Annotated in this window: 21 protein-coding genes; 9 read left to right on the top strand and 12 right to left on the bottom strand. The window is 52.1% G+C overall.

Annotation, left to right across the window (positions count from 1 at the left end; all coding sequences use genetic code 11):
- Positions 1–121: 121 nt before the first annotated feature.
- Positions 122–874 carry a histidine utilization transcriptional repressor HutC gene (gene hutC, locus M975_RS05625; protein WP_064557885.1) on the top strand — a complete coding sequence of 251 codons (753 nt, stop codon included), beginning with the start codon at positions 122–124 and terminating at the stop codon, positions 872–874.
- An 8-nt stretch (positions 875–882) separates the two neighbouring features.
- Here the strand turns inward: hutC and ves are convergent, their stop codons facing one another.
- Positions 883–1,428 carry an environmental stress-induced protein Ves gene (gene ves / locus M975_RS05620; RefSeq protein ID WP_064557884.1) on the bottom strand — a complete coding sequence of 182 codons (546 nt, stop codon included), beginning with the start codon at positions 1,426–1,428 and terminating at the stop codon, positions 883–885.
- Positions 1,428–2,792, bottom strand: a complete 1,365-nt coding sequence (locus M975_RS05615) for a formimidoylglutamate deiminase (protein ID WP_064557883.1) — start codon at positions 2,790–2,792, stop codon at positions 1,428–1,430. Before M975_RS05615 ends, ves begins: the two co-directional genes overlap by 1 nt.
- 216 nt (positions 2,793–3,008) lie before the next feature.
- Between M975_RS05615 and hutI the strand changes: the two genes are divergently transcribed.
- Both hutI and hutG read left to right on the top strand, forming a co-directional pair.
- Positions 3,009–4,238 carry an imidazolonepropionase gene (hutI, locus tag M975_RS05610; RefSeq protein WP_064557882.1) on the top strand — a complete coding sequence of 410 codons (1,230 nt, stop codon included), beginning with the start codon at positions 3,009–3,011 and terminating at the stop codon, positions 4,236–4,238.
- The gene (gene hutG / locus M975_RS05605; RefSeq protein WP_064557881.1) at positions 4,222–5,019 is read left to right on the top strand and encodes an N-formylglutamate deformylase; all 798 of its coding nucleotides are present in this window, start codon (positions 4,222–4,224) and stop codon (positions 5,017–5,019) included. Before hutI ends, hutG begins: the two co-directional genes overlap by 17 nt.
- Positions 5,020–5,184: 165 nt before the next feature.
- Here hutG and spy read toward each other — a convergent pair whose 3' ends face one another.
- From spy to M975_RS05565, 8 genes are all read right to left on the bottom strand, one after another.
- Positions 5,185–5,664 (bottom strand): ATP-independent periplasmic protein-refolding chaperone Spy, encoded by a 480-nt coding sequence (gene spy / locus M975_RS05600; RefSeq protein ID WP_064557880.1) that lies wholly within the window; start codon positions 5,662–5,664, stop codon positions 5,185–5,187.
- A gap of 358 nt (positions 5,665–6,022) precedes the next feature.
- On the bottom strand, positions 6,023–6,988 hold the full coding sequence (gene astE / locus M975_RS05595; protein WP_064557879.1) for a succinylglutamate desuccinylase: 966 nt from the start codon (positions 6,986–6,988) through the stop codon (positions 6,023–6,025).
- A 100-nt stretch (positions 6,989–7,088) separates the two neighbouring features.
- Complete coding sequence (astB, locus tag M975_RS05590; protein ID WP_064557878.1) at positions 7,089–8,420, bottom strand: N-succinylarginine dihydrolase; 1,332 nt, start codon at positions 8,418–8,420, stop codon at positions 7,089–7,091.
- A 2-nt stretch (positions 8,421–8,422) separates the two neighbouring features.
- Positions 8,423–9,895 carry a succinylglutamate-semialdehyde dehydrogenase gene (gene astD, locus M975_RS05585; RefSeq protein ID WP_064557877.1) on the bottom strand — a complete coding sequence of 491 codons (1,473 nt, stop codon included), beginning with the start codon at positions 9,893–9,895 and terminating at the stop codon, positions 8,423–8,425.
- Positions 9,892–10,926: an arginine N-succinyltransferase gene (astA, locus tag M975_RS05580; RefSeq protein WP_064557876.1), complete on the bottom strand. Its 1,035-nt coding sequence runs from the start codon at positions 10,924–10,926 to the stop codon at positions 9,892–9,894. The genes astD and astA overlap by 4 nt, the downstream gene beginning before the upstream one ends.
- A complete protein-coding gene (astC, locus tag M975_RS05575) occupies positions 10,923–12,143 on the bottom strand; it encodes a succinylornithine/acetylornithine transaminase (RefSeq protein ID WP_064557875.1) in 1,221 nt (406 codons plus the stop codon). The genes astA and astC overlap by 4 nt, the downstream gene beginning before the upstream one ends.
- A 378-nt stretch (positions 12,144–12,521) precedes the next feature.
- A complete protein-coding gene (locus M975_RS05570; RefSeq protein ID WP_064557874.1) occupies positions 12,522–13,199 on the bottom strand; it encodes a DUF2931 family protein in 678 nt (225 codons plus the stop codon).
- Positions 13,196–15,121: a phospholipase effector Tle1 domain-containing protein gene (locus M975_RS05565; protein WP_064557873.1), complete on the bottom strand. Its 1,926-nt coding sequence runs from the start codon at positions 15,119–15,121 to the stop codon at positions 13,196–13,198. Before M975_RS05565 ends, M975_RS05570 begins: the two co-directional genes overlap by 4 nt.
- A gap of 268 nt (positions 15,122–15,389) precedes the next feature.
- Between M975_RS05565 and xthA the strand changes: the two genes are divergently transcribed.
- The 6 genes from xthA (at position 15,390) to M975_RS05535 (ending at position 21,684) form a co-directional block, all read left to right on the top strand.
- Positions 15,390–16,196 carry an exodeoxyribonuclease III gene (gene xthA, locus M975_RS05560; protein WP_064557872.1) on the top strand — a complete coding sequence of 269 codons (807 nt, stop codon included), beginning with the start codon at positions 15,390–15,392 and terminating at the stop codon, positions 16,194–16,196.
- A 44-nt stretch (positions 16,197–16,240) separates the two neighbouring features.
- Positions 16,241–16,900, top strand: a complete 660-nt coding sequence (locus tag M975_RS05555; RefSeq protein ID WP_064557871.1) for a TVP38/TMEM64 family protein — start codon at positions 16,241–16,243, stop codon at positions 16,898–16,900.
- Between the two features lie 10 nt (positions 16,901–16,910).
- Positions 16,911–18,086 carry an ABC transporter substrate-binding protein gene (locus M975_RS05550; protein WP_064557870.1) on the top strand — a complete coding sequence of 392 codons (1,176 nt, stop codon included), beginning with the start codon at positions 16,911–16,913 and terminating at the stop codon, positions 18,084–18,086.
- A complete protein-coding gene (locus M975_RS05545; RefSeq protein WP_245164320.1) occupies positions 18,059–19,663 on the top strand; it encodes an ABC transporter permease subunit in 1,605 nt (534 codons plus the stop codon). The genes M975_RS05550 and M975_RS05545 overlap by 28 nt, the downstream gene beginning before the upstream one ends.
- Positions 19,663–20,301, top strand: a complete 639-nt coding sequence (locus tag M975_RS05540) for an ATP-binding cassette domain-containing protein (RefSeq protein ID WP_064557869.1) — start codon at positions 19,663–19,665, stop codon at positions 20,299–20,301. The genes M975_RS05545 and M975_RS05540 overlap by 1 nt, the downstream gene beginning before the upstream one ends.
- Before the next feature lie 87 nt (positions 20,302–20,388).
- A complete protein-coding gene (locus M975_RS05535; protein WP_064557868.1) occupies positions 20,389–21,684 on the top strand; it encodes a rhodanese-like domain-containing protein in 1,296 nt (431 codons plus the stop codon).
- Between the two features lie 103 nt (positions 21,685–21,787).
- On the opposite strand, the gene M975_RS05530 is transcribed toward M975_RS05535, so the two are convergent.
- Both M975_RS05530 and M975_RS05525 read right to left on the bottom strand, forming a co-directional pair.
- Positions 21,788–22,405 carry a CDP-alcohol phosphatidyltransferase family protein gene (locus M975_RS05530; protein ID WP_064557867.1) on the bottom strand — a complete coding sequence of 206 codons (618 nt, stop codon included), beginning with the start codon at positions 22,403–22,405 and terminating at the stop codon, positions 21,788–21,790.
- The gene (locus tag M975_RS05525; RefSeq protein ID WP_064557866.1) at positions 22,398–22,976 is read right to left on the bottom strand and encodes a carboxymuconolactone decarboxylase family protein; all 579 of its coding nucleotides are present in this window, start codon (positions 22,974–22,976) and stop codon (positions 22,398–22,400) included. The genes M975_RS05530 and M975_RS05525 overlap by 8 nt, the downstream gene beginning before the upstream one ends.
- Between the last annotated feature and the right edge of the window lie 18 nt (positions 22,977–22,994).

Genomic DNA, 22,994 nt, shown 5'->3' with positions numbered 1-22,994 from the left:
AACGTATAGAGTTGTATATACAACCTAACTAATAAACCCAAATGTCCGCCAGCAGGTCATAGGAAATTTTTATTGAACAGTGAGCGGGATCGCGCTTCTACCTCAAAATAAGGGACAACAGATGTCTGAGACACAACCTCTGGCCCAACTGCGCGCCGCCATCAGTGATTTACCCGCGCCGATTTATTTGCGGGTCAAACAAGGAATCATCAGCCAGATACGCAGTGGAAAATGGCTGGCCCACCAACGGGTGCCGTCGGAAACCGAACTGGTGAATGCGCTGAATGTCAGCCGAATGACGATTAACCGCGCGCTTCGTGAATTGACCGGCGAAGGTTGGCTGGTGCGGATGCAGGGTGTCGGCACCTTTGTTGCAGAACAAAAAGGCCATACCGCAATGCTGGAGGTCGGCAGTATTGCCGAAGAGATTACCGCTCGCGGCCACCATTATCGCAATCAGGTGGTGGCGCTTGAGCAGGTTAAAGCGGACGAAAAACTCGCCCACGCATTTTCAGTCAACGTCGGCGAAGCGCTGTTTTACTCGCAACTGGTTCATTACGACAATGATATGGCGGTGCAACTGGAAACCCGTTATGTGAACCCGGCGCTTGCCGCAGACTACCTGCAACAAGATTTCCGCCTGATAACCCCGCACCATTATTTGAGCAAGGTTGCGCCGCTGACATCGGGTGAACATATCGTGGAAGCAGTATTGGCGGATGAAACGCAGCAGGGTTTGCTTGAGGTCACAGCCAGCCAGCCGTGTCTGTTGATTCAGCGCCGCACCTGGCATCACTCGCAGGTAGTGACGGTAGCCCGGCTGTTGTATCCGGGCTCACGGTATCAGTTGGTGGGGAGTTTTTCAGGGACTTAATCGGATACTTAGAGGTAAGTGATTTCGCTAAACAACAGTTTTCCTTCCGACTTCAACAGGCGCAAAGTGTGGCGGCCATCTTGCCACCATGCGCCCTGCTCCGGCGTCAGCAGTTTATCGCCAAGTTGCCACTCACCGCTGAGCACATAAACAATGCCGCCACGCGGCGCAAACGTGGTAAATGTGCGGTCAGCCACCCGCACTTTGGCGCGGCAACGGTCACGGCGCGTCATGATATTAAAATCCATCGACATACCCTGTTTCAGCTCGGCTTTTACCGTGTAATCCCCGGCAAAAGCAAAAGGCTGAAAGTGCTTTAGGGTATGACGAAACGCCTTTCCGGCATCCAGAACCACCTCCCCCCCTTCAAGCAAGGTGATGACACGGTCTACCTGCGGGAAAGCCGAAAACTCGCCGCTACTGGCGATGGAAGCGATACTGGCACGCCAGTTAAAATCACGCGTTGCAGGCGGAAAGCAGCAAATTTCTCGGGTTTCTCCGGCCCCGTTACGCCACAAGCTGACGGGTACTTTCCGTATATCAAAGAATTCCATCACCACTCCTGAAGGGTGCGCATCACCTGCGCAAACTGTGTGTTGCTATGTTCATCGAGCGGGTGCTGCCCGTCAGATATCACCTGCTTTCCTGCCACCCACACGTCTCTAATTTGTCCGCTTCTGCCACCAAACAACCAGCGGTTGAGCAGCGCATAATCTTCAATATGTGCCAACCATGAATCACGTTCTAATACCAGCCAGTCGGCGCGCTGACCTGGGGCAATCATCCCCATTGTCACGCCACAGGCTTGTGCACCACCCACTGCGGCCTGGCGCCATAACACTTCGCCAACCTGCGGCAGTTCCGGCAGCACGATACGGTTGCGGCGTTTGTCGCGCAGGCGTTGCGCGTACTCAAGCCAGCGTAATTCTTCCAGCGCACTGACCGAAACATGGCTGTCAGAACCGATGCCCCAGTGTCCACCCTGGGCGATAAAGTTCGTCGCCGGGAAAATACCGTCACCGAGGTTCGCTTCCGTCGTTGGGCAAAGCCCTGCCACTGAGCGGCTTTCAACAATTTGGGTCAACTCTTCAGCCGACAAATGCGTGGCGTGAACCAGGCACCAGCGCTCGTCTACTGCAAAGCGGTTATAGAGCCATTCCACCGGGCGTTCACCGCTCCAGGCGACACAGTCGTTGACCTCTTTTTCCTGCTCCGCAATATGAATGTGTACCGGCAGGCGGTAATCGCTCGCTTCCAGCACATCTTCCATTTGCTCCTGCGTCACGGCTCTTAAAGAGTGGAAGCACAGGCCGTGATTAATGCGCGGATAGCGACGTAATGCATTGCCCAACGCCTGCTGTTGGCGCAAATAACGATCGACATCCTGGATAAATCTTTTCTGCCCGGGTTGCGGCGGTTGCGCACCAAAACCCGAATGGCTGTACAGCACCGGCAATAGCGTTTGCCCTATCCCGCAGTTATCGGCAGCAATCAACAATTGCTGTAGCATCAAATCACCAGATGCATACGGTTTCCCGTTAACGTCATGATGTAAATAATGAAATTCTGCGACCTGCGTGTAACCACCCTTGAGCATATCAATATATAAATGGGTGGCAATGGCACCCACTTGCTCAGGCGACAATTTCTGTACCATGCGGTACATCACATCACGCCACGTCCAGAAACTGTCTTGCGGGTCACCTGCCACTTCGGTCAGCCCCGCCATCACCCGCTGAAACGCATGAGAGTGCAGGTTCGAGACAGAAGGAATCACGATGCCCGGAAGCAATGTGGCCCCCTCCCCGGAAGCGCCAGCATCAACATGAGTGATATTCCCTTGTTCATTGACGGTGATGCGCACGTTGTGCCCCCAACCCTGTGGGAGCATCACAACTGGAGCAAAAAATGCTGGCATATATTGGATTCCTTCTTTTGCGATGCCAATGATTTAGCGATTAATTCACATTAACGCAAACCAAATTTTCAACCTGTTCTACGTTTGCCAAAAAATTGTGCCGCAGGCGACAAAATGATGTTTTGTGTGAAGCATTGGCTATGGTGGAGTTGCTCAACAAACAATGCTGCGCTAGCTTGTAGATGATTGTCTATACAACCTGATATGGAGAATATCATGACTTACCCGCGCAGCATTGACAGCCTGTGGAGCGGTGCCACGCTTGTCACGATGAAAGACGGGCAGTACCACGCAATTGAAGACGGCGTCATCGCGGTGCATCAAGGGAAAATAGTCTGGCTGGGTGCGCGTTGCGAACTCCCCGATATCACCGCCCAAGCCCATCATCATTTTAACGGCGGTATCATCACGCCCGGTTTTATCGACTGCCATACCCATCTGGTATTTGGTGGCGACCGCAGTGCAGAATTTGAAATGCGCCTGAATGGCATGAGTTACGCAGAAATTGCCGCGCGTGGCGGTGGCATTATTTCCACCGTTCGCAGTACGCGCAATGCGCATGAAGATGAGTTATTGAACAGCGCGCGCCAACGTCTGCAACACTTGCTGCAAGAAGGCGTTACGACGGTTGAGATTAAGTCAGGCTACGGGCTGGATATCGACAACGAAATTAAAATGCTGCGCGTTATCCGCAAACTTGGGGAAACGCTGCCCGTCGAAGTTTATGCCACCTGCCTTGCGGCGCACGCGGTGCCACCTGAATTTAGCGGTGATGGCGATAAATGGGTCGAAGTGGTGTGCGAACAATTATTGCCCCGCGTGGCACAAGAAAAACTGGCCGATGCCGTCGATGCATTTTGTGAACACCTGGCTTTCACCCCGGCGCAAACCGAAAAAGTATTTGCTGCCGCTCGCGAACTGGGCTTACCGGTAAAACTTCACGCTGAACAACTTTCTGCGCTGGCGGGAAGCAGCCTGGCCGCACGTTATCAGGCGCTATCAGCCGACCATCTAGAATATGCAACAGAGGCCGACGCACAGGCGATGGCGGCTGAAAACACTGTGGCCGTTCTATTGCCGGGCGCGTTTTATCTGTTACGTGAAAAGCAGCATCCCCCGGTGGCGGCATTTCGCAAACATGGCGTACCCATGGCCGTCGCCAGCGATGCAAACCCGGGAACATCACCTGCGTTATCGCTACGGTTAATGCTCAATATGGCATGTACGCTGTTTGGCCTGACGCCTGAAGAAGCGCTGGCAGGCGTCACGCTTCATGCCGCGCAGGCTCTGGGTATCCGTGCAAGTCATGGCAGTCTTGAGTGCGGAAAAGTTGCCAACTTTGTGCACTGGTCTGTGGCACGCCCGGCAGAACTGGTCTATTGGTTAGGAGGGCAATTGCCCTGCACCGTTATTTATCAGGGAGAGAAACGTGACAGCACCCTTTAATTTCAGCCGTGGGAAACTTCCGCTCCTTATCAGTATTCCCCACGCAGGCACCGCGTTAACACCAGAAGTTGAAGTAGCCCTCAGCGATGCGGCAAAGCCATTGCCCGATACTGACTGGCATATTCCAGAGCTTTATGAATTTGCACGCGCACTTGGGGCGAGTGTGATTGTCGGCAATTATTCGCGCATGGTGATTGATTTAAACCGCCCGGCCGATGACAAACCGCTCTACACCACGGCGACTACTGGCTTGTACCCCGAAACGTTGTTTGATGGAACGCCTGTGTTTATCCCGGGTAAAGAGCCCCGGCCGGAGCAGCGCAAAGCAGCGCTTGATACAATCTGGCAGCCTTACCACCAGCAATTACAAAGTGAGCTGGAAAGAATGAAAGCGGAACATGGCTACGCGCTGTTGTTCGACGCCCATTCTATCGCCAGCCATATTCCACGTTTGTTCGAGGGGAAATTGCCTGACCTAAATTTCGGCACAAACAGTGGCAAGAGTTGTGATGAGCTTATCGAAGAGCATCTTGTGGCGTGTGCGGCATCGCAAAAACAATTTAGCTGGGTGGCGAACGGTCGTTTCAAAGGTGGGTATATCACCCGTGCTTACGGGCAACCCTCGCAGGGCGTTCATGCGGTGCAGTTGGAGCTTGCGCAGTGTAATTATATGGATGAGCAGCCGCCATTCGCGTGGAATGGATCTCGTGCAGAGCAGTTGCAACCTTTGCTTGAGCAGCTTATTCGCTCGATGTTGAGTAGCGCGCAGCATATTGCCTGATATTCAAAATGGTGGATGTCGCCTGCGGCTAATCCCCCCTACAAACCATTTTTCGTAGGTCGGATTAGCGCAGCGACATCCGACAAAAAGAAGAAAACCGCCGGTCCTGTCCACTGCGATATCGCTATTGTGGACAAGACCGGCGGTCTTAAGTCAGTTGATCGGTTATTCCTGATCAGCAGGCATTTTACCTTCATGCTGAGGGCGTTCTGTCAGACGCTTCTCAAAATTGGCATTAAATTGTTTTTTCTGTTCCGGCGTCAGAATGTTGTAGATCTTATTCTGAGTTTCCATGTGCGCCATCATGCGAGCTTTGTTCTGCTCGGCCATTTTATCAACCTGAGCCTGCGCTTTAGCCTTATCGAAGCTATCGCTGGCAATAATGCTGTGTGCCGCACGGCGTTCTTCTACTGAAGGGCGGTCCATTTTGCCGCGCTGCTCTTTCATAATATCGCGCACTTGCTGTTTCTGTGCGTCAGTCAGGTTTAAATCCTTAAACATCATATCGTGGTGACCGCCGCGCATACCTTTATGCATCATTGGTGCATCGGTTTTTGCCGCAGTAGTGGTGTCGGCAGCATGAGCCAGATTCGCCGCGCCCAGAGCCAGAGTTGAAGCAACAAACAGAGCTGTTAATTTACGCATAATATTATCCTTCATCATAATTTGGATTTTTCTGCGACGAGTATGCCGCGTTGACGAAATTAAGTTTACGGCGTTGTGCGTCAAGTAATAGTACGCATCGGTAAAGCATTGAAAGGGTAAATAACAAAAATGCAGCAATTATGAAGAGAATAAGGATAAAACAGGAAAAAATTGAAACAAAATATAACAACACACTGATTTAAAAGGAATTATGAAGAGAGTGTATAGTAATTAGAATGTCGAAGAAAGCATCGATTAAGAATTATCTGGATATTATTATTTTGCCTACTAATATCTCGTCTGAATAGTTCAAGTTGCAGGCGCATTCAACGCACCTGCCGCTTAAAGTATGATGGGGTTAAATCTCGCGCAACATCAAACCTGCCCGCAGGCCAGTGGCAACATTCGGGTTCGGGAATAAAACAAACTCGATATCCTCCTTCACCACATAACGCGTATCGCCATCTTCTGCCAGCAACGTCCCTTTGGGGAACGCGGTGAAGTTTTGTGTTTGAGCTGACATGTGCAGCACAAAAGCGTCGCTGTGGCGGGTAATCTGCTGCGCCACTTTATAGCGCAGCGGAGCACTTTCAGCACAAGGTGACGTTTCGCCACTCAGGAGCGCCTGCAATGCCTGCTTAGTCACGTCGAACTGGCTGAGATCGTTTTCGCCAAAGGGTTGTGCTTTGCCCAACTCAAGTGTGCAACTCAGCGCATTGAAATGTTCGCTGCTGAAATGGGTAAAAGTGCCGCCCGGCGACTGATGGAACACCAGAGCCTGTAAACCCGCACAACCCAGCCAGGAAAGGAATGCTTCATCGTAAGGTGTGGTGCGTGCCGGTAATACGCCAAAACGCGGGTGATACGAGCTGCGAATCGCGGTGTGCATATCAAGGTGCCAGCAGATTGTCTCTTCGCTTTCAGCAAGAAAGAGATCTACAGCATGTTCAAGGCGACAGGCGCGCTGAGTTTCAATACTTTCCGGGAACTGCTGCCAGCGTCCGCCAAACATGCGGTTCATATCGCTGTGTTGAAAACGCTGATTACTGCGCAGTGCTGCCGGGTTACCCAAAATCACCAGCAAACGCCACTGTAATTCAAGCTCTCCGGCAAGCAGGCTATCCACCACCTGTGCGAGTATTTCGACCGGTGCGGTTTCATTACCGTGAACACCCGCCGACAGCACCAGTGTTTTTTCAACGGACTGGTGCGGAGTCAGTGCCAGAATCCCCTCGTCCCACCATTGCCAACGAAGATGGCTATTTTTTCCTGCAGTTTGGGTTGGCACTTTACCCGCCAGGGTTTGCGCCAAAAAATCCAACATTGAGCCTCCAGTATTAAACTAACCAGTAGACGTTATCGATGCCGTCACTTTGGTCACGGACAGCAGCACTGCCCGAGGCCAAAATGGCAAATAAGATAGTCTACTCATGCTGAAACGGATAAACAGAACCTAAGTCTAGTATATGCGTCAGCTCATCGAGTGCTTCACGCCCTTCTCGCAATAATTGTGGGTCGGCTAAATCGGCCTGCGTCAGTTGGTCGCGATACCAGCGGTCGACCCAATTATTGAGTGTGACAAACAACGTTTCGTTCATCATCACTGCTGGGTTTAACGCTTTTTGTTCCGCTTCGTTCAGTACAACTCGCAGGCGTAAACATGCCGGGCCACCGCCATTTGCCATGCTTTCGCGCAGGTCAAACACTTTGAGTTCGCTGATTGGGTTATCGGCTGCCAGCACTTCGTTGAGATAATGCCAGACCCCTGCATGCTGGCGGGACTCTTCTGGCAAAATCAGCGTCATGCTGCCATCGTCACGGCTTAATAACTGGCTGTTAAACAGATAAGTTGCGACCGCATCGGCCACTGAAACTTTATTTGCGGGAACTTCAATAGGCGTGAATCCGGGCACTTTAACACGCAACTGCTCGTATAACGCATGTTGATGAAGAAATGCCTGCTCATGGCAGAAAAATACCTGGCGGTTCGACACCGCAATCACGTCGTTGTGGAACACGCCCTGGTCGATAACCATCGGGTTTTGTTGTGCGTAAACCACTAAGTCTGGGTTCACCTGGTTAAGCCTGACGACAGCCTGGCTTGCCTCCAGCGTCTGGCGCGCCGGGTAGCGAGCAGGCACCAGCCCAGCTTGTGCCTCTTCACGCCCATAAACAAACAACTGTGTTGATGGCTCACCATAAGCTCCACCGAGGCGGTTATGGTTCGCCGCCCCTTCGTCGCCAAACATCGCCACCTGCGGCAATGCGCCATGAACAGAAAAATACTGTTCGTTGCGGAAGATAGCCCGCAATACGTTTTCCGTGGTCGGTGCTTCGCTTGCACGGTGGAACTTGTTATTCAGGTTCGCCACGGTGAAATGGACTTTGCCATCGAGACTGTCCGCAGACGGGCTGACCGTCGCGGCGTTTGCCACCCACATTGAGGAAGCCGAGCTTACCGCTGACAGCAGCTGTGGTGCCTGTTTTGCGACACGCTCAATAATCTGTTCATCGCTGCCGCTAAAACCCAGCTGGCGCAGCAGCGGAATATTCGGCCGCTCTTGCGGTGGAATGACACCTTGCGCAAAACCCGCATCCGCCAGCGCTTTCATCTTCAGCAAACCTTGCTTCGCGGCAAGCTTTGGGTTGGAAACGCGGAACTGGTGTCGGGTTGATGCTTCATTACCGAAAGAAAGCCCGGCGTAATGGTGGGTCAAACCCACCAGGCCATCGAAATTAACTTCACGCGCTTTCATGATTATTCCTCACAGCTAAAATCAAGCCCTGGACTCAGGGTAGCGGGGAGTGGGAATGAAGGACTTTCCAGTGTCGCCATCGGCCATGCGCAGTAATCAGCCGCGTACCAGGCGCTGGCGCGGTGGTTACCAGATGCGCCCACGCCACCAAATGGTGCCGCACTTGACGCACCGGTTAACGGTTTATTCCAGTTAACAATCCCGGCGCGAGCTTCCAGTAACAGTTGATCAAACTGTTCGCGATGCGGAGAAATCAGGCCGCTTGCCAGCCCATACCGTGTGTCATTCGCCATCGCGATAGCATCATCAAAATCGGCATAACGATAGACGGTCAGTAACGGCCCAAACACTTCTTCGTCTGGCACATTGGCCACGCAGGTTAATTCAACAATTCCAGGGGTGAGCAGCGATGTGCCTGGTTTCATTAGTTTTGGCTCAAGCAGAGCTTTGCCGCCACGCGCGATATGTTCCTGCCAGCCAGTCAGCACGCGCTCTGCCGCCTGAACGGAGATAAGCCCGCCGATAAACGGCTGCGGCTTAGCATCCCAGGCATCCGGGCGAATACGTGCTGCCACTTCTACCAGACGTTTTAAGAACGCATCCCCCTGCGCACCTTGTTTCACCAGCAAGCGACGCGCGCAAGTGCAACGTTGCCCGGCGGTAACAAATGCCGACTGAATCACCAGATGTACGGCACCGTCGATATCTTGTGGATCTTCAACGATCAGCGGGTTGTTGCCACCCATCTCAAGCGCGAGAATTTTTTCCGGCTGCCCGGCAAACTGGCGATGAAGCTGGTACCCGGTATTGGCACTGCCGGTGAACAACAGGCCATCCAGCGTCGATTGCAGCGCCAGAGCCTGGCCGGTTTCGCGTCCACCCTGCACCAGGTTCAACACGCCATCCGGCACGCCCGCCTGCTGCCACAGTTTCATCACTTGCTCGCCAATCAGCGGCGTCAGTTCACTCGGTTTGAATACGATGGTATTGCCAGCCAGCAAGCCCGGCACAATGTGTCCGTTCGGCAAGTGCCCCGGGAAGTTGTATGGGCCGAAGACCGCCAGAACACCGTGCGGGCGGTGGCGTAACGTTGCCGCACCATCAGGCATTGCGGTGTGCGTTTCACCGGTACGGGTGTGGTACGCCTTAACCGAGATGGCGATTTTGTTCACCATCGCGGTAATTTCAGTCGCCGCTTCCCAGCGCGGCTTGCCGGTTTCCTGGGAAATAGTCACGGTCAGGGCTTCTTTATTCGCTTCAAGCAGCGCCGCGAATTTTTCGACGATAGCCTGGCGCTCAGCAAACGGGCGTTTCGCCCATGCCGGGAATGCGCTACGCGCAGCACTGCACGCCTGTTCTACCTGCGATGCATTGGCCGCAACACCTTCCCACAACAAATCACCGTTTACCGGGTTATGTTTTTGTAATGATTCGCCCTGCCCGGAAAGCCATTGTCCATTAATCCACTGAGTCATACCTTTTTCTCCTCGGGGCACAAACGTACCAGACGTATTTTATCGCCAGCGTTGCATTTCAGGGCATCAGCGGTTTTGGCATCCATAACCAGCCGATCGCCTTTTGGATTTGCCTTAATAAGCATGGCGCGGAAATCATTATATTTTTCATTGGCTACCAGGCACATTGGCAGCTCTTCGGTCGCCGGTTGTCCGATGGCGACTTCAACCAGGCGGCTTTTACGAATCGCCCGAACCCGGTCGATATCGCATTCAAGCGTTGGCCCGCCGTCAAAAATATCCACGTAATTGCGATAACGGAAACCTTCAGCTTCCAGAACGGCACGCGCAGGGGCCGTTTGCGGATGCACTTTGCCAATGACCGCCTGCGCTTCTGGCGAGAGGAAATCGGTGTAAATCGGGTGCTTAGGCATTAATTCCGCGATAAACGCTTTCTGCCCGGTGCCACACAGATAATCGGCGCGGCTAAATTCCATAGAGAAGAAACGGTTACCGAGGCTTTCCCAAAACGGTGAATGACCATGCTCGTCAATCACACCGCGCATCTCGGCGACCACTTTTTCGTTAAAACGGTCACGGAAGGCTGCCATAAACAGAAAACGGGATTTCGATAGCAGATAGCCGTTGCCCTCTTTGCGCCAGTCAGCGTCGAGGAACAGCGTGCAAAGCTCGCTGCTGCCCGTGTGATCGTGGCTGAGGAACAGCGTCGGCAACGCGTTGTAAATATTCAGTTCTTTAGAGGCGTGAACATGGGTGCCCACGTGGTAGTTGTACCAGGGATCGTTTAGCCCAACCGCCACTTCAATGGCACAAATGCCCACCACGCGTTCGGTTGTTGAGTCTTCCAGCACAAAAACATAACCCTGGTCGCCTTCTGGCAGGTCGCCCTGCCAGGTTTGAATAGAGCGTTCGATACGTGCCGACAGCGTTTTTTCATCCGCAGGCAGCGAGGTCAACCCGCCGCCTGTTTTACCCGCCAACGCCAGCAGCCCGGATAAATCCCCGCGCTCAACCGGACGGATAATCATCATGATTGCTCTCCCGCTAAAAAGCGTTCACAGGCGCGCTCAAAACGATCCAGCCCTTTTTGCACTTCGGCTTCACTGACAATTAATGCCGGCGCGAAACGGACCACATTTGCCCCGGCGATGAGCATCATCAAGCCTTCCTGAGCCGCGGCCTGTAAGATAAGTTTAGCTTTTCCGCTGTATTCCGGTTGCAGAACGCAGCCAATTAACAGCCCTAATCCGCGCACTTCGCTAAACAGTTGGTGTTTCTGGTTAATCTTGTTTAAACGCTCAACAAACCAGGCGTGGCGCTGTTTAACACCGTTAAGCACTTCCGGCGTGTTGATGATTTCCATCACCCGTCCTGCCACCGCACCCGCCAGCGGGTTGCCGCCGTAAGTGGTGCCGTGAGTGCCCACCACCATGACTTTAGAGAATTTATCGGTGGTCAGCATCGCGCCAATCGGGAAACCGCCGCCCAACGCTTTAGCCGTAGAAAGCACATCCGGCGTGATGCCGTAATGCATATAGGCATACAGCTCACCAGTGCGGCCAACGCCGGTTTGCACTTCATCAAAAATCAGTACCGCATTATGGCGGTCACACAGTTCGCGCAGCCCCTGCAGGAAAGTGGGGTCCGCAGGTACGACACCGCCCTCGCCTTGCATTGGCTCTACAATCACCGCACAGGTATTTTCGTTAATCAGTTCGCTGGCAGATTGCAGGTCGTTATAAATGGCGTGACTGATTTGCGGAGGCAGAGGTGCAAAATCTTGTGAATAGGCTGGCTGTCCGCCCGCAGAAACGGTAAACAGCGTGCGGCCGTGGAAGGCATTTTTGAAGGCAACGATGCCACTTTTCTGCGGGCCAAAGTTATCGTGCGCGTATTTACGTGCCAGTTTTAATGCCGCTTCGTTGGCTTCAGCCCCTGAGTTGCAGAAGAAAACTTTATCGGCAAACGTGGCATCAATCAGCTGTTTTGCGAGGCGTAAAATCGGCTCGTTGGTGTAGCCATTGCCGGTATGCCAGAATTTTGCCGCTTGTTCTTCGAGAGCTTTACGCAAATCTGGGTTGGCGTGCCCTAGGGCGTTAACCGCAATCCCACCCGCAAAGTCGATATAATCTTTGCCTTGCTGATCCCACAACGTCGACCCTTCACCGCGTACCGGAATAAAAGAAGCGGGAGCATAAACGGGCATCATCCATTCGTCGAAATTCTGGCGGGTAATTGACTGCGACATAGCGACCTCTTCCGGTAAATAAAAAGTTATTTAGATGTTAAATAATTGAGTGTTTGCGCTGTAAATGTAGATTGCACGCTTCGTGCCAGCCAGCGATATAAATGAATAGCAGAGAGGTGATTTCGTGAAATCAATAGGTTACGCACCACAATCATTCACATAAAGTGAATAAATAGTGCATAGTTTTACGGTGCCGCTTGGATCGCCGGATAAAAACAAGAAAGATTATGCAATGGTAAAATTTAATACTGGATTTGTGATCGATGATGGGGTTTGCACGGCTATTACGCCCCAAAACGGGGCGGAGTGACTGACCTTGGTGCAGATTTTGTTGGGGTTTGGGGATGTTGCAAACTCTTCTACTGGATGAGTACAGAATCACCAGTTGCCGTAGGGGTAGGTTTTTCCTTTGATAAAATCTTTAATATCCTGATCGTATCCATACGAGAAATCGCTCTGGGTTATTCCTTTGCAGATATCTAACTTATCGCCAGAGACTGTTTTCAGTTTTTCTACCGGCAACGGATAATTCACCCCTCCTGCACTGTTTTGCAGCCAGACCCGTACCTTTCCTTCCGGTGCCAGGCCAAACAGCATCGTGTCATACCAGGCTGTGTTACCAAACATATCTTTGCCGGTAGATGCGCGCATTTTATCCCAGACTGCCCTAGGAAAATACAGACTCGTTTCATAGGTCTTTTTATCAATGATGGAATCCCAGCAGAACACCATATATTGCGGGGGCTGTTTGGCCTGGTCGAAATGAATGGAGCTTCTGCTGACTTTCACACTCCAGGTTTCGACGCTATAGGGATTACCCTGCGTACTGTCCAGCGTATTAAAGGTATAAAGATAGCCTGCGGTGTCTATAATTCGCGCATGGGTGGCTAACGCAGGTAATCCTTCCGGAGTGAAAAATGCAAATTTCCATTTCCCGTAAGGAAGCGGCCCCTCTCCGGGTATCGCCAGGGGTGAATGTTCCTGCAGTTGTTCACCCGAATGGCACCCACCGAGTGCGGCCAGTAATAATAACCAAGCTATCTTGTTAGCTTTCATATTTGCTTACCATCCATGTTATATTCAGTACGTATCCAGTTTTCATCAGGCCGGTTGGTAAAAATAACATTCGCGACTGCAGCGCCACCTTTAATATTACCGTTACCATCCGTCTCGACCGCATCCCAATTAGCAGAACAATGTATATAATCCTTGGCAATCAATTCTATTTCACCAGCAGTAAATGCCGCCATTGTTTTCCCATTGCGGGTCAGTCTTCCTAAAGTTATCGCTTTATCACAATATGTAAGTAGTTCAAATGGCAATCGTATATTTTCATTAGTTTCGCGAATAGGATCAAAAAGAACTCCAGCATCCTGCGCTGCATCCAGCATCACTCTCAGCACCACCTTTGACCAGTCGTTTTTCACTAACCTTTTGTTTAATAGCAGCGCTGCAAAGCTACGTTTCTGAAAATTACCGTAGCGATCTTGTGGCATTTTGTCATCAAACCAGGTTTTGTTGATAATTTCTGAATTACGCACAATGTAATCAATCCCTGGTGTAACAGCTAATAATTCCCTATTTTTAATCGTCTGCTGGTAAACCTGTGTTTCGTAGTCAGGTTTTTCAAGTAAAACGGTTTCGCCCAAAGGTCGCGTCAAAAAGAGATTTTCCACCTCGACCGGTAGATAACCGCCGCCAATATCTGAATGGCAGCCGGGCAAAGCGAGTTCGGGCCAGGCTGGCTTCACGCTATTAAGTGCAAAATTATAGCGAAATTCATTTTGCGCGGTGATTTGGAAAACTTTTTCTGCGACTCCTGGGTGCAGCACGATATTAACATCGCCCGTATCAGCGCTATGTGGGTTTAAACCATTGGCGGGCGTACCAATGGCAGCAACGGTATCAAAAATACCAATAAACCGAGTTTTACCCGCAGGTGCACCATGGTATTCGACTTTCCCCAATCCCGTGCGAATTGCATCAATTATGGCTAGTTCTTCAGATTGGACTCGATTAGCAAAATGGCGAGCCGCCGCCGCACCACGGCTAAAACCGAAAATATCGAATTCAAGAGCATTTATAATTAACTCTTCATCATTCAAGTTTTTTATTAACTCTGTAACCGCCTTCTGTATTGTACCTGGCAGTGAAATAACAGCGTTATCAGTTTTTGCAATTACTCCAGCATCTGAAGTTCCCAAACCTTTACCCGTCATACTGTCTGATTTACCCGCATCTGTACCAATACCCTCAATATATATAGCTTGTTGTGCCATTCCGGTATCGACAGAAACATCTGTTTTATACAATATATTCAACCAGTGGATGTTAGAATAATAACTCGTATAACTACTTGCACCAAACCCAGTCAATCCCTTCTTTACTTTTACACTCTCTGCTAAAATGGACTGAGCATCAGAGCTATTTATATCAAAATGTTCGCCAGATACAGCATTAATCATATTTTCCACGTTAATAGCATTATTACCAGTACCATCGAAAAACACGCCAATCGTTAAAGTTATTTCACGTTTCTTTTTAGGCGGTGGGGTTTTATTTCCTGCTTCTTTTTCATTACTAGTGGAAAACGCATCTTGCTCAGGTTTCTTTTTACGTTTAGCTGACTGTCCATATTGTTCAACCTCATCTTCGGGATCATTACCCCCGAATAAATCAGGCAATTCAGGGAGTATTACCGCTCTTTTTTGATAACCATTTTCAATAGAAGGAATAAATGTTGCGCGGCAAGGACATGAACTAACACTATGTAGTGTACCCGCAAGGAGTAAACCTTCATTACGCCGTTTTGGCAGGCCTCCAACAATGTCAAATATTCCCATAAACTTACCGCAGGTCACTTTATCCCCTACACGAGCATCAGGAATTTCATGGAAACGCAATGTAGCGGAGCCGGTAAGAATTTTTCCACCACATGTTGTGTCATCCCCAATATGGAGAAAATATCCCTTAGTCATTTTGCATCCTTTGCAGTTTAGTGTTCTGGATAAAGCTCCACTGATTCAAGTTTCTGAATGGGAGTAAGCATAATAAAACTAATACATTGGTTATTGCATGGTTAAAACATGCGCATTCTAACCAACCAAACGACTTAACAAATACGTCCGATTCCGTACAAATAAATTCATATATGCACCGTGAATGATTAGCCCTGTGATCCCTCGGCATTTTTGCCAATTTCTGCTACCATCCTGCAACATTGTTAAGCAACCACGGCAGCGACTTATGAAATTCGTCTCTTTTAATATCAACGGCCTGCGCGCCCGCCCGCATCAACTTGAAGCCATTATCGAGCAGCATCAACCTGATGTTATCGGTTTGCAGGAAACCAAAGTCCACGACGACATGTTCCCGCTCGAAGATGTCGCAAAACTTGGCTACAACGTTTTTTATCACGGGCAAAAAGGCCATTACGGTGTGGCGCTGTTAACCAAAGAGACACCGATTTCGGTACGCCGTGGCTTCCCGGGCGATGATGAAGAAGCCCAACGCCGCATCATTATGGCTGAGCTTCCAACGCCATTAGGTAACCTGACGGTGATTAACGGCTACTTCCCGCAGGGTGAAAGCCGCGACCATCCGACCAAATTCCCGGCCAAAGCGAAGTTCTACCAGGATCTGCAAAACTTCCTGGATAGCGAGCTCAATAAAGACAACCCGGTGCTGATTATGGGCGATGTGAATATCAGCCCGACGGACTTGGATATCGGTATTGGTGAAGACAGCCGCAAGCGCTGGTTGCGTACCGGTAAATGCTCATTCTTGCCGGAAGAGCGCGAGTGGATGGAACGCCTGAAAAGCTGGGGGTTAATTGATACCTTCCGTCACGCGAACCCGGAAACCAACGACAAGTTCTCGTGGTTTGATTACCGCTCAAAAGGCTTCGATGATAACCGTGGCCTGCGCATCGACCTGCTGCTGGCAAGTCAGCCACTGGCTGAACGCTGCATTGCTACCGGTATTGATTACGAGATTCGTAGTATGGAAAAACCTTCCGACCATGCGCCGGTCTGGGCTGAGTTTAAGCTGTAAGGGACGTTTGATGAACACCACCTGGCGCTGCGGTTTCTTACCCGATGCGTAAGTTACTTTTTGCGATCCTGGTCGTTGTTTTTGCCCTGCTGGTCATTTACATGCCGCCAGGTAGCCTGGCGGCACTGCAACACTATCAGGCACAATTTTCACTCTGGCATCTCCAGCACCCGCTGCAAACGGCGGTCGTGTTCTTTCTGATTTACGTGCTTGTCACCACGCTTTCAATTCCCGGTGCTACGCTATTAACGCTGCTGGCAGGCTCTCAGTTTGGGCTGGTTCAGGGAACCGCGCTGGTGGCAATGGCCGCAACCTGCGGCGCAACGCTTGCGATGCTCATCAGCCGCTATTTGTTACGCGACTGGGTGCAGCGTCGTTTTGCCGCCCCGATGTCGGCGATTAACCGCGGTATGGAACGCGAAGGGTTGTACTATCTTTTTGCGCTACGACTGACGCCAGTTTTCCCGTTCTTTCTTATAAATTTGCTCATGGGCCTGACGCCAATCAAAACGCTGCGCTATTTTGCCGTTAGCCTTGTCGGGATGCTCCCTGCGATTGTGGTCTATCTCAATGCAGGCCGCGAATTAAGCAAGCTCCGTACACTTAGCGATATTCTCTCTCCCGGCATGATAGTGATGTTTATTTTGTTGGGTTTGCTGCCGCTGGTGTCACGACGGATAGTCCGCATACTCCGAAAATCATAAGGATCCCACTTTGCGTCTTTTAACGCTTTTGCTGTCGCTGGTTGCGCTCAGCTTCTCTGGCTTCGCACAACCTACCCACTGGAATGACTTGCGCCAGCAGGCAAAAGGCCAGACGGTTTATTTCAATGCCTGGGGGGGTGACCCCGCGGTCAATAGTTACCTCGATTGGGTTGCAGGCGAAATGCAACAGCAATACGGCGTGACAGTAAAAGTTGTGCGACTTGCCGATGCGGCCGATGCCGTTAAACGCATTCAGAGTGAAGCTGCCGCCGGGCGCAAAGAAAATGGCTCGGTCGATTTACTGTGGGTCAACGGTGAAAACTTCCGTACCCTGAAACAGGCCGGGTTACTGAAAGAAGGCTGGGCATGGGAATTACCCAACTGGCGCTATATTGACCAGAAAAAACCGGTGCGCGAGGATTTTTCACAACCGACCGACGGTGCCGAAGCACCGTGGGGCAGCGCGCAACTGATGATGATTGGCAACCAACGAGCAGATATCGCATTCCCGCGTAGTGCGACTGAGTTACTGGCATTCGCCAAAGCACATCCGGGCATGCTGAGCTACCCTCGCCCACCGGATTTCACTGGTACCGCGTTTATCGAACAACTGCTTATCGTGCTGACTCGCGAACCGCAGGCGCTGCGCCTGCCGCCAGACCCTGCCACTTTCCAGCAGGTTACCGCACCACTGTGGGCTTATCTGGATACGCTGCACCCGCTGCTGTGGCGCGAGGGGAAAACCTTCCCGCCAACGCCTGCTCGTATGGACAGAATGTTGGCCGATGGCGAACTGGCTCTGTCGATGACGTTTAACCAGGCTCATGTCGATAACCTCATCGACCGTAAGCAACTGCCGAAAACGGCGCAGGCATTTGGTTTTGAGCAAGGCATGCTGGGCAACGTCCATTTTGTCACGATCCCGGCCAATGCCAGTGCGCAGGCTGGCGCCCAGGTGCTGGCAAACTTCCTGATGTCGCCTCAGGCGCAAATTCGTAAGGCCACGCCGTCAATCTGGGGCGATGCCACCGTACTCGATAGCGCAACGTTACCCCAACCGCTACGCGGGCAACTCGAAGCCCAGAAACCGGCGCATCTGCAAAGCGTGCCGTATCTGGCTGAGCCACATGCCGCCTGGGTTGATGCGCTGGAAAAAGAGTGGTTGCAACGCTACGGGGCGAAGTGAGCCACCGCATGCTGCAACGCGCGTTAGCCTGGCTTGCCGTGGGGTGCGTTTTTGCTCCGCTGTTGCCTGGTGTCGTGATGATGGCAAAACCCGTGTTGATGCCGGATATCTGGCAGGCTTTGTGGGCTGATAACCAGTGGCCAGGCGCACTACAGGCCACGCTGAACTCGACTGTTATCAGTGTGGCGGGCTCGCTAACGCTGTGCCTGATTGTGCTTTGCGGCTTGTGGCCTGGTGCTCGCTGGCAGCGCTATGCTGCGCAACTTCCGCTACTTTTAGCCTTGCCACACGTCGCGTTTGCCAGCGGTTTTTTATTGCTGTTTGCCAAAAATGGCTGGCTGGCACGGCTGTGTGGCGTGTCGTTTCACCTTGATGAGTCGGGCGTCGGGCTGGGTATCTTACTGGCCTTAAAAGAGAGCTGGTTTTTACTGTGGATTGCCAGCACGCAGCTTGATTATCAAACCCTTTCCCGGCAACTCACCGTGGCGAAAAGCCTCGGCTACGGGCCATTACAAAGCCGTATTCGGGTGCTGGTTCCCCAGTTGTTGCCGCGCATGAAATGGGCGCTGTTAGCGGTGGTGGCCTACAGTCTTTCCGTTGTCGATGTCGCGATTATTCTTGGCCCGGCAAACCCACCAACGCTTGCGGTACTCGCCTGGCAATGGCTCAACGATGCCGACCCGCAACGCATGGCGATGGGCATGTTAACGTCGCTGTTGTTAGTCGTGATGCTGGGCGTTTTTATCATGTCTGGCTGGGGAATATGGTCATTGTTGCGCCGGGATTTAAGCCATTTTTCCGGCAAACGGCATCAACTCAGCATACAACCGCTGGCATCGGGCTTTGGTTTTATCATGGCAATGACGGGCGTTGCAGCCGTGTTGATGCTTGTGCTCTGGTCATTTGCCGACGGCTGGTTTTACCCGGCGCTGTTACCTGACGCGTTCACCTTTTCTGGCTGGCAAACCGCTGAGCTTTCACCGCTTATCACCACGTTAGCCCTGGCGCTGGCGAGCAGTCTGGTGGGTTTACTGGTTGTCGTGCTATGGCTTGAAGGCGGCAACTCGCGCTTTGATCTCTGGCTTGCGCTGCCACTTTTCTTGCCCGCACTGCCGCTGGTCGCCGGGCAATACCGCATATTGCTGACTCTCGAGCAAGATGGCCGCTGGCCGGGCGTTATCTGGAGTCATTTATTGTGGGTGGTGCCTTATATGTTGCTGGTGGCGCGGCCAGCATGGCAGCAGTTTGACCCACGACTGACACTCAGCGCGCGAACGCTGGGCTGGTCGTCGTGGAAAATTTTGTGCCAGGTGAAACTGCCGTTGCTGATGCGCCCATTGCTTGCCGCACTGGCGGTTGGTTTTTCGGTCAGTGTCGCACAATATTTGTCAACGCTTTATGCCGGTGCTGGGCGTTTTTCTACCGTCACCACGCAAACTGTGGCCCTCAGCAGCGGTGGCGACCCGCAGCAACAGGCGATTCAGGCATTGTTGCAAATGCTACTTCCGGCAATCATGTTTATCGCCACACTTCAGATTTTTCGCCTGATAAGCCATTATCGACAAGGATTACGCTAATGCTGAGTGTCCAGAATTGCTCCATCTCTGATGCGTCCCGCTCGCTGATTCAGAACATGAGTTTCACGGTTTCTCCCGGCGAAGTGCTGACGCTGATGGGGCCATCCGGTGCAGGGAAATCAACATTTTTAAGCTGGATGATTGGTGCGCTTTCAACTGACTTTCGTGTGACGGGCGAACTGTGGCTTAACCAGAAACGCCGTGACACGCTGCCCACCGAGCGGCGCAATATCGGCATTCTGTTTCAGGACGCATTGCTGTTTGCTCATCTCAGTGTCGGGCAGAATCTGGCAATGGCGCTGCCTGCCGCAATTAAAGGGCGTGAACACCGCAAGCAGTGCGTTGAACAAGCGCTGGTAAATGCGCAATTGGCGAACTTTTCCCGGCGTGACCCGGCAACGCTTTCCGGTGGCGAGCGTGCCCGCATCAGCGTACTGCGTGCATTGCTGGCGCAACCCGAAGCGTTATTGCTCGACGAACCCTTCTCCAGACTTGATCAGACTCTACGCGAGCAATTTCGCCAGTTCGTCTGGCAGCAAACTGAACAGTTGGCCATTCCCGTGGTGCTGGTGACGCACGACCCGCAAGATATTCCCGCGGGTGGGCAGGTCATGACGCTGGATTCATCACACATATAACGTGCCGAACCTGCGTTATCGCAAAGAATCACTCGCGCGAATGACGCAAGATAGCCGCTCTTTTTTTCTCTCTTTTCAGGTTATAAGATGAAACGTGTTTCTCAGCTAACCGCCACCTTGATGTTATCCGGGTTGGCGCACATGGCAATTGCAGCAGAACAGCCATCCCAGATGACTTTATCCACTCTTCAAGCGCAGCACGGCGTGGTTATTGATACACGTCCAAGTGCCTTTTATAACGGCTGGCCGCAGACTGTTCACGGCATCGGTGGCCATGAGCCTGCCGCACTGAATTTGTCTGCCAGTTGGTTGGGCATGATGAATGATGAGCAACTGCAAGAGTGGGCAAAACAGCACGCTATTGCACCAGACAGCCTGATTGCGCTGTATGGCAAGAGTGATGAGACAAAAGCGGTTAAAACCCGTTTGTCTAAACTGGGTTATCAGCATATTGCATTGCTTTCCGATGCTCTCCAGCAACCTGCTCGTTTGCAGAAAATGGCGCATTTTGAACAGCTGGTTTACCCGCAGTGGCTGCATGATCTGATGCAAAATAAAACCGTCACCGCAGCGCCTGCCGGTGAAGTCAAAGTTATTGAAGCCGCCTGGGGCGCACCGAAACAATATCTTCTGAGCCACATTCCGGGTGCGGATTACATCGATACCAATGATATCGAAAGTGAACCGCTGTGGAATAAAGTGTCCGACGACAAACTTAAAGCGTTGCTGGCAAAACACGGTATTCGCCATGACACCCCGGTAGTGATGTACGGTCGTGATGTTTACGCAGCCGCGCGTGTCGCGCAAATTTTGCTGTATGCGGGCGTGAAAGATGTGCGCTTGCTGGATGGCGGCTGGCAGAGCTGGTCAGATGCTAAATTGCCGGTTGAACGTGGCCTGCCGGGTGATGTGAAACCTGCGGTAGATTTTGGGGCACCATTCCCAGGCCAGCCACAGTTGATGCTTGATACTGAGCAGGCTCGTGGGCTGTTGGGCCGTAAAGATGCGTCACTGGTCAGTATTCGTTCATGGCCTGAGTTTATCGGCGCCACCAGCGGCTATAGCTATATCAAGCCAAAAGGTGAAATTGCAGGCGCTCGTTGGGGTCATGCCGGTTCTGACTCCACGCATATGGAAGATTTCCACAATCCTGATGGCACAATGCGTTCAGCTGACGACATCGCGGCGATGTGGAAAAGCTGGAATATTACCCCGGATCAGCATGTCGCGTTCTATTGCGGCACTGGCTGGCGTGCATCTGAAACCTTTATGTATGCCCGCGCGATGGGCTGGCAGAATGTGGGCGTGTACGATGGCGGCTGGTATGAGTGGAGTAGTAATCCGAAGAACCCTGTTGTGAGTGGGGAGCGGAAGCCGCTGTAAGATGTTTTAAGTTTTCCCCTCACCCCGCCCCTCTCCCTCAGGAGAGGGTGAAACCGATCTATCCCCTCTCCTTGTGGGAGAGGGTTAGGGTGAGGGCTCTTCTTCAACCACCCACGCGCTTTAACGTCTGATAACCACTCCACACCCGCGTAAACGTCGTCATCCAGCACAACGCCCCAAACACCCATGCGAACCAGACAAACATGTCAGGGAACAGGCAACTCAGCACAAATAACGCGATTGTTTCCGTGCCTTCCGTCAGCCCACCCAGGTAATAAAACGATTTGTGCGCATAGCCTGGGTTATCAAGCTGATGCTTTTGCGCTACAGCCGCAAAAGCCAGGAAACTACTGCCGGTGCCGATAAACGCAAACAACAACCATCCGCCCGCCTGCGCGTTTTGCATCGGGTCGGCAAGGATAAAACCAAACGGCACCAGCGCGTAAAACAGAAAATCCAGCGAGATATCGAGAAAACCACCCGCGTCCGTCAGCCCGCGCCGCCGTGCCAGTGCACCATCTAAACCATCAAACAGGCGGTTCAGGACAATAGCCACCAGCGCTGCGCCATACCATTGCAATGCCAGAAACGGTAACGCAAGCACGCCCACGGCGAAACCCACCAGGGTGATTCCGTCAGGCGAGATGGAAGGTTTATCCAGTGCGACAGCCACTCGCTCGAGGAGCGGTTTTATGCGCGGGTGAAGGTAGCTATCAAACATTTGGCTTTTTCCCCGGTTCGCTCACACATAACCCTTGCGCCGGAATATCCAGTGCAGCGTTAAAGCGTGCGGAAAGGTTCTGAAACGCAATCAGCGCGGTCAATTCGGTCATCGCTTTGTCGTCAAAATGGGTTTTCAACTCATCTTTGAGCGCATCACTGATTTGCGGTGGCGTGGCCGTCATCGCCTCTGCATAAGCCAGGGCCGCTTGTTCTTTAGCTGAGAACAGCGTCTCTTCACGCCAGTTCGCCACCGCCAGCACTTTATCCATCGAACCGCTGCGTTCAGCAAGCCGCAGACTATTGGCGTCGATACAAAAATCGCAGCAGCATTGTTGGGAAACACGCGTCATCACCAGCGAGCGCACCACCGGGTCAATTTTCGCACGCCGTCTTTCAAGGAAACCCACGAACAGCGCCACCAACCAGAACAGATATGGCAATCGCCCCCACCAGCGCGTGGGGTTAAGCACCGCGCCAAAGTGTTTTTCTTGCATGGAGGTAATGGGCCGTAAACTCGCGGGAAGTGACGTTAACGGCGCAATCCAGGGCGAACTCTTTTTTGTCATCATTCTGGAAGATCTTTAGAT

Origin of the sequence: Buttiauxella brennerae ATCC 51605 (genome assembly GCF_001654925.1) — a bacterium.
Lineage (GTDB): Bacteria > Pseudomonadota > Gammaproteobacteria > Enterobacterales > Enterobacteriaceae > Buttiauxella > Buttiauxella brennerae.
This window is presented reverse-complemented; position numbering and strand designations above follow the sequence as displayed.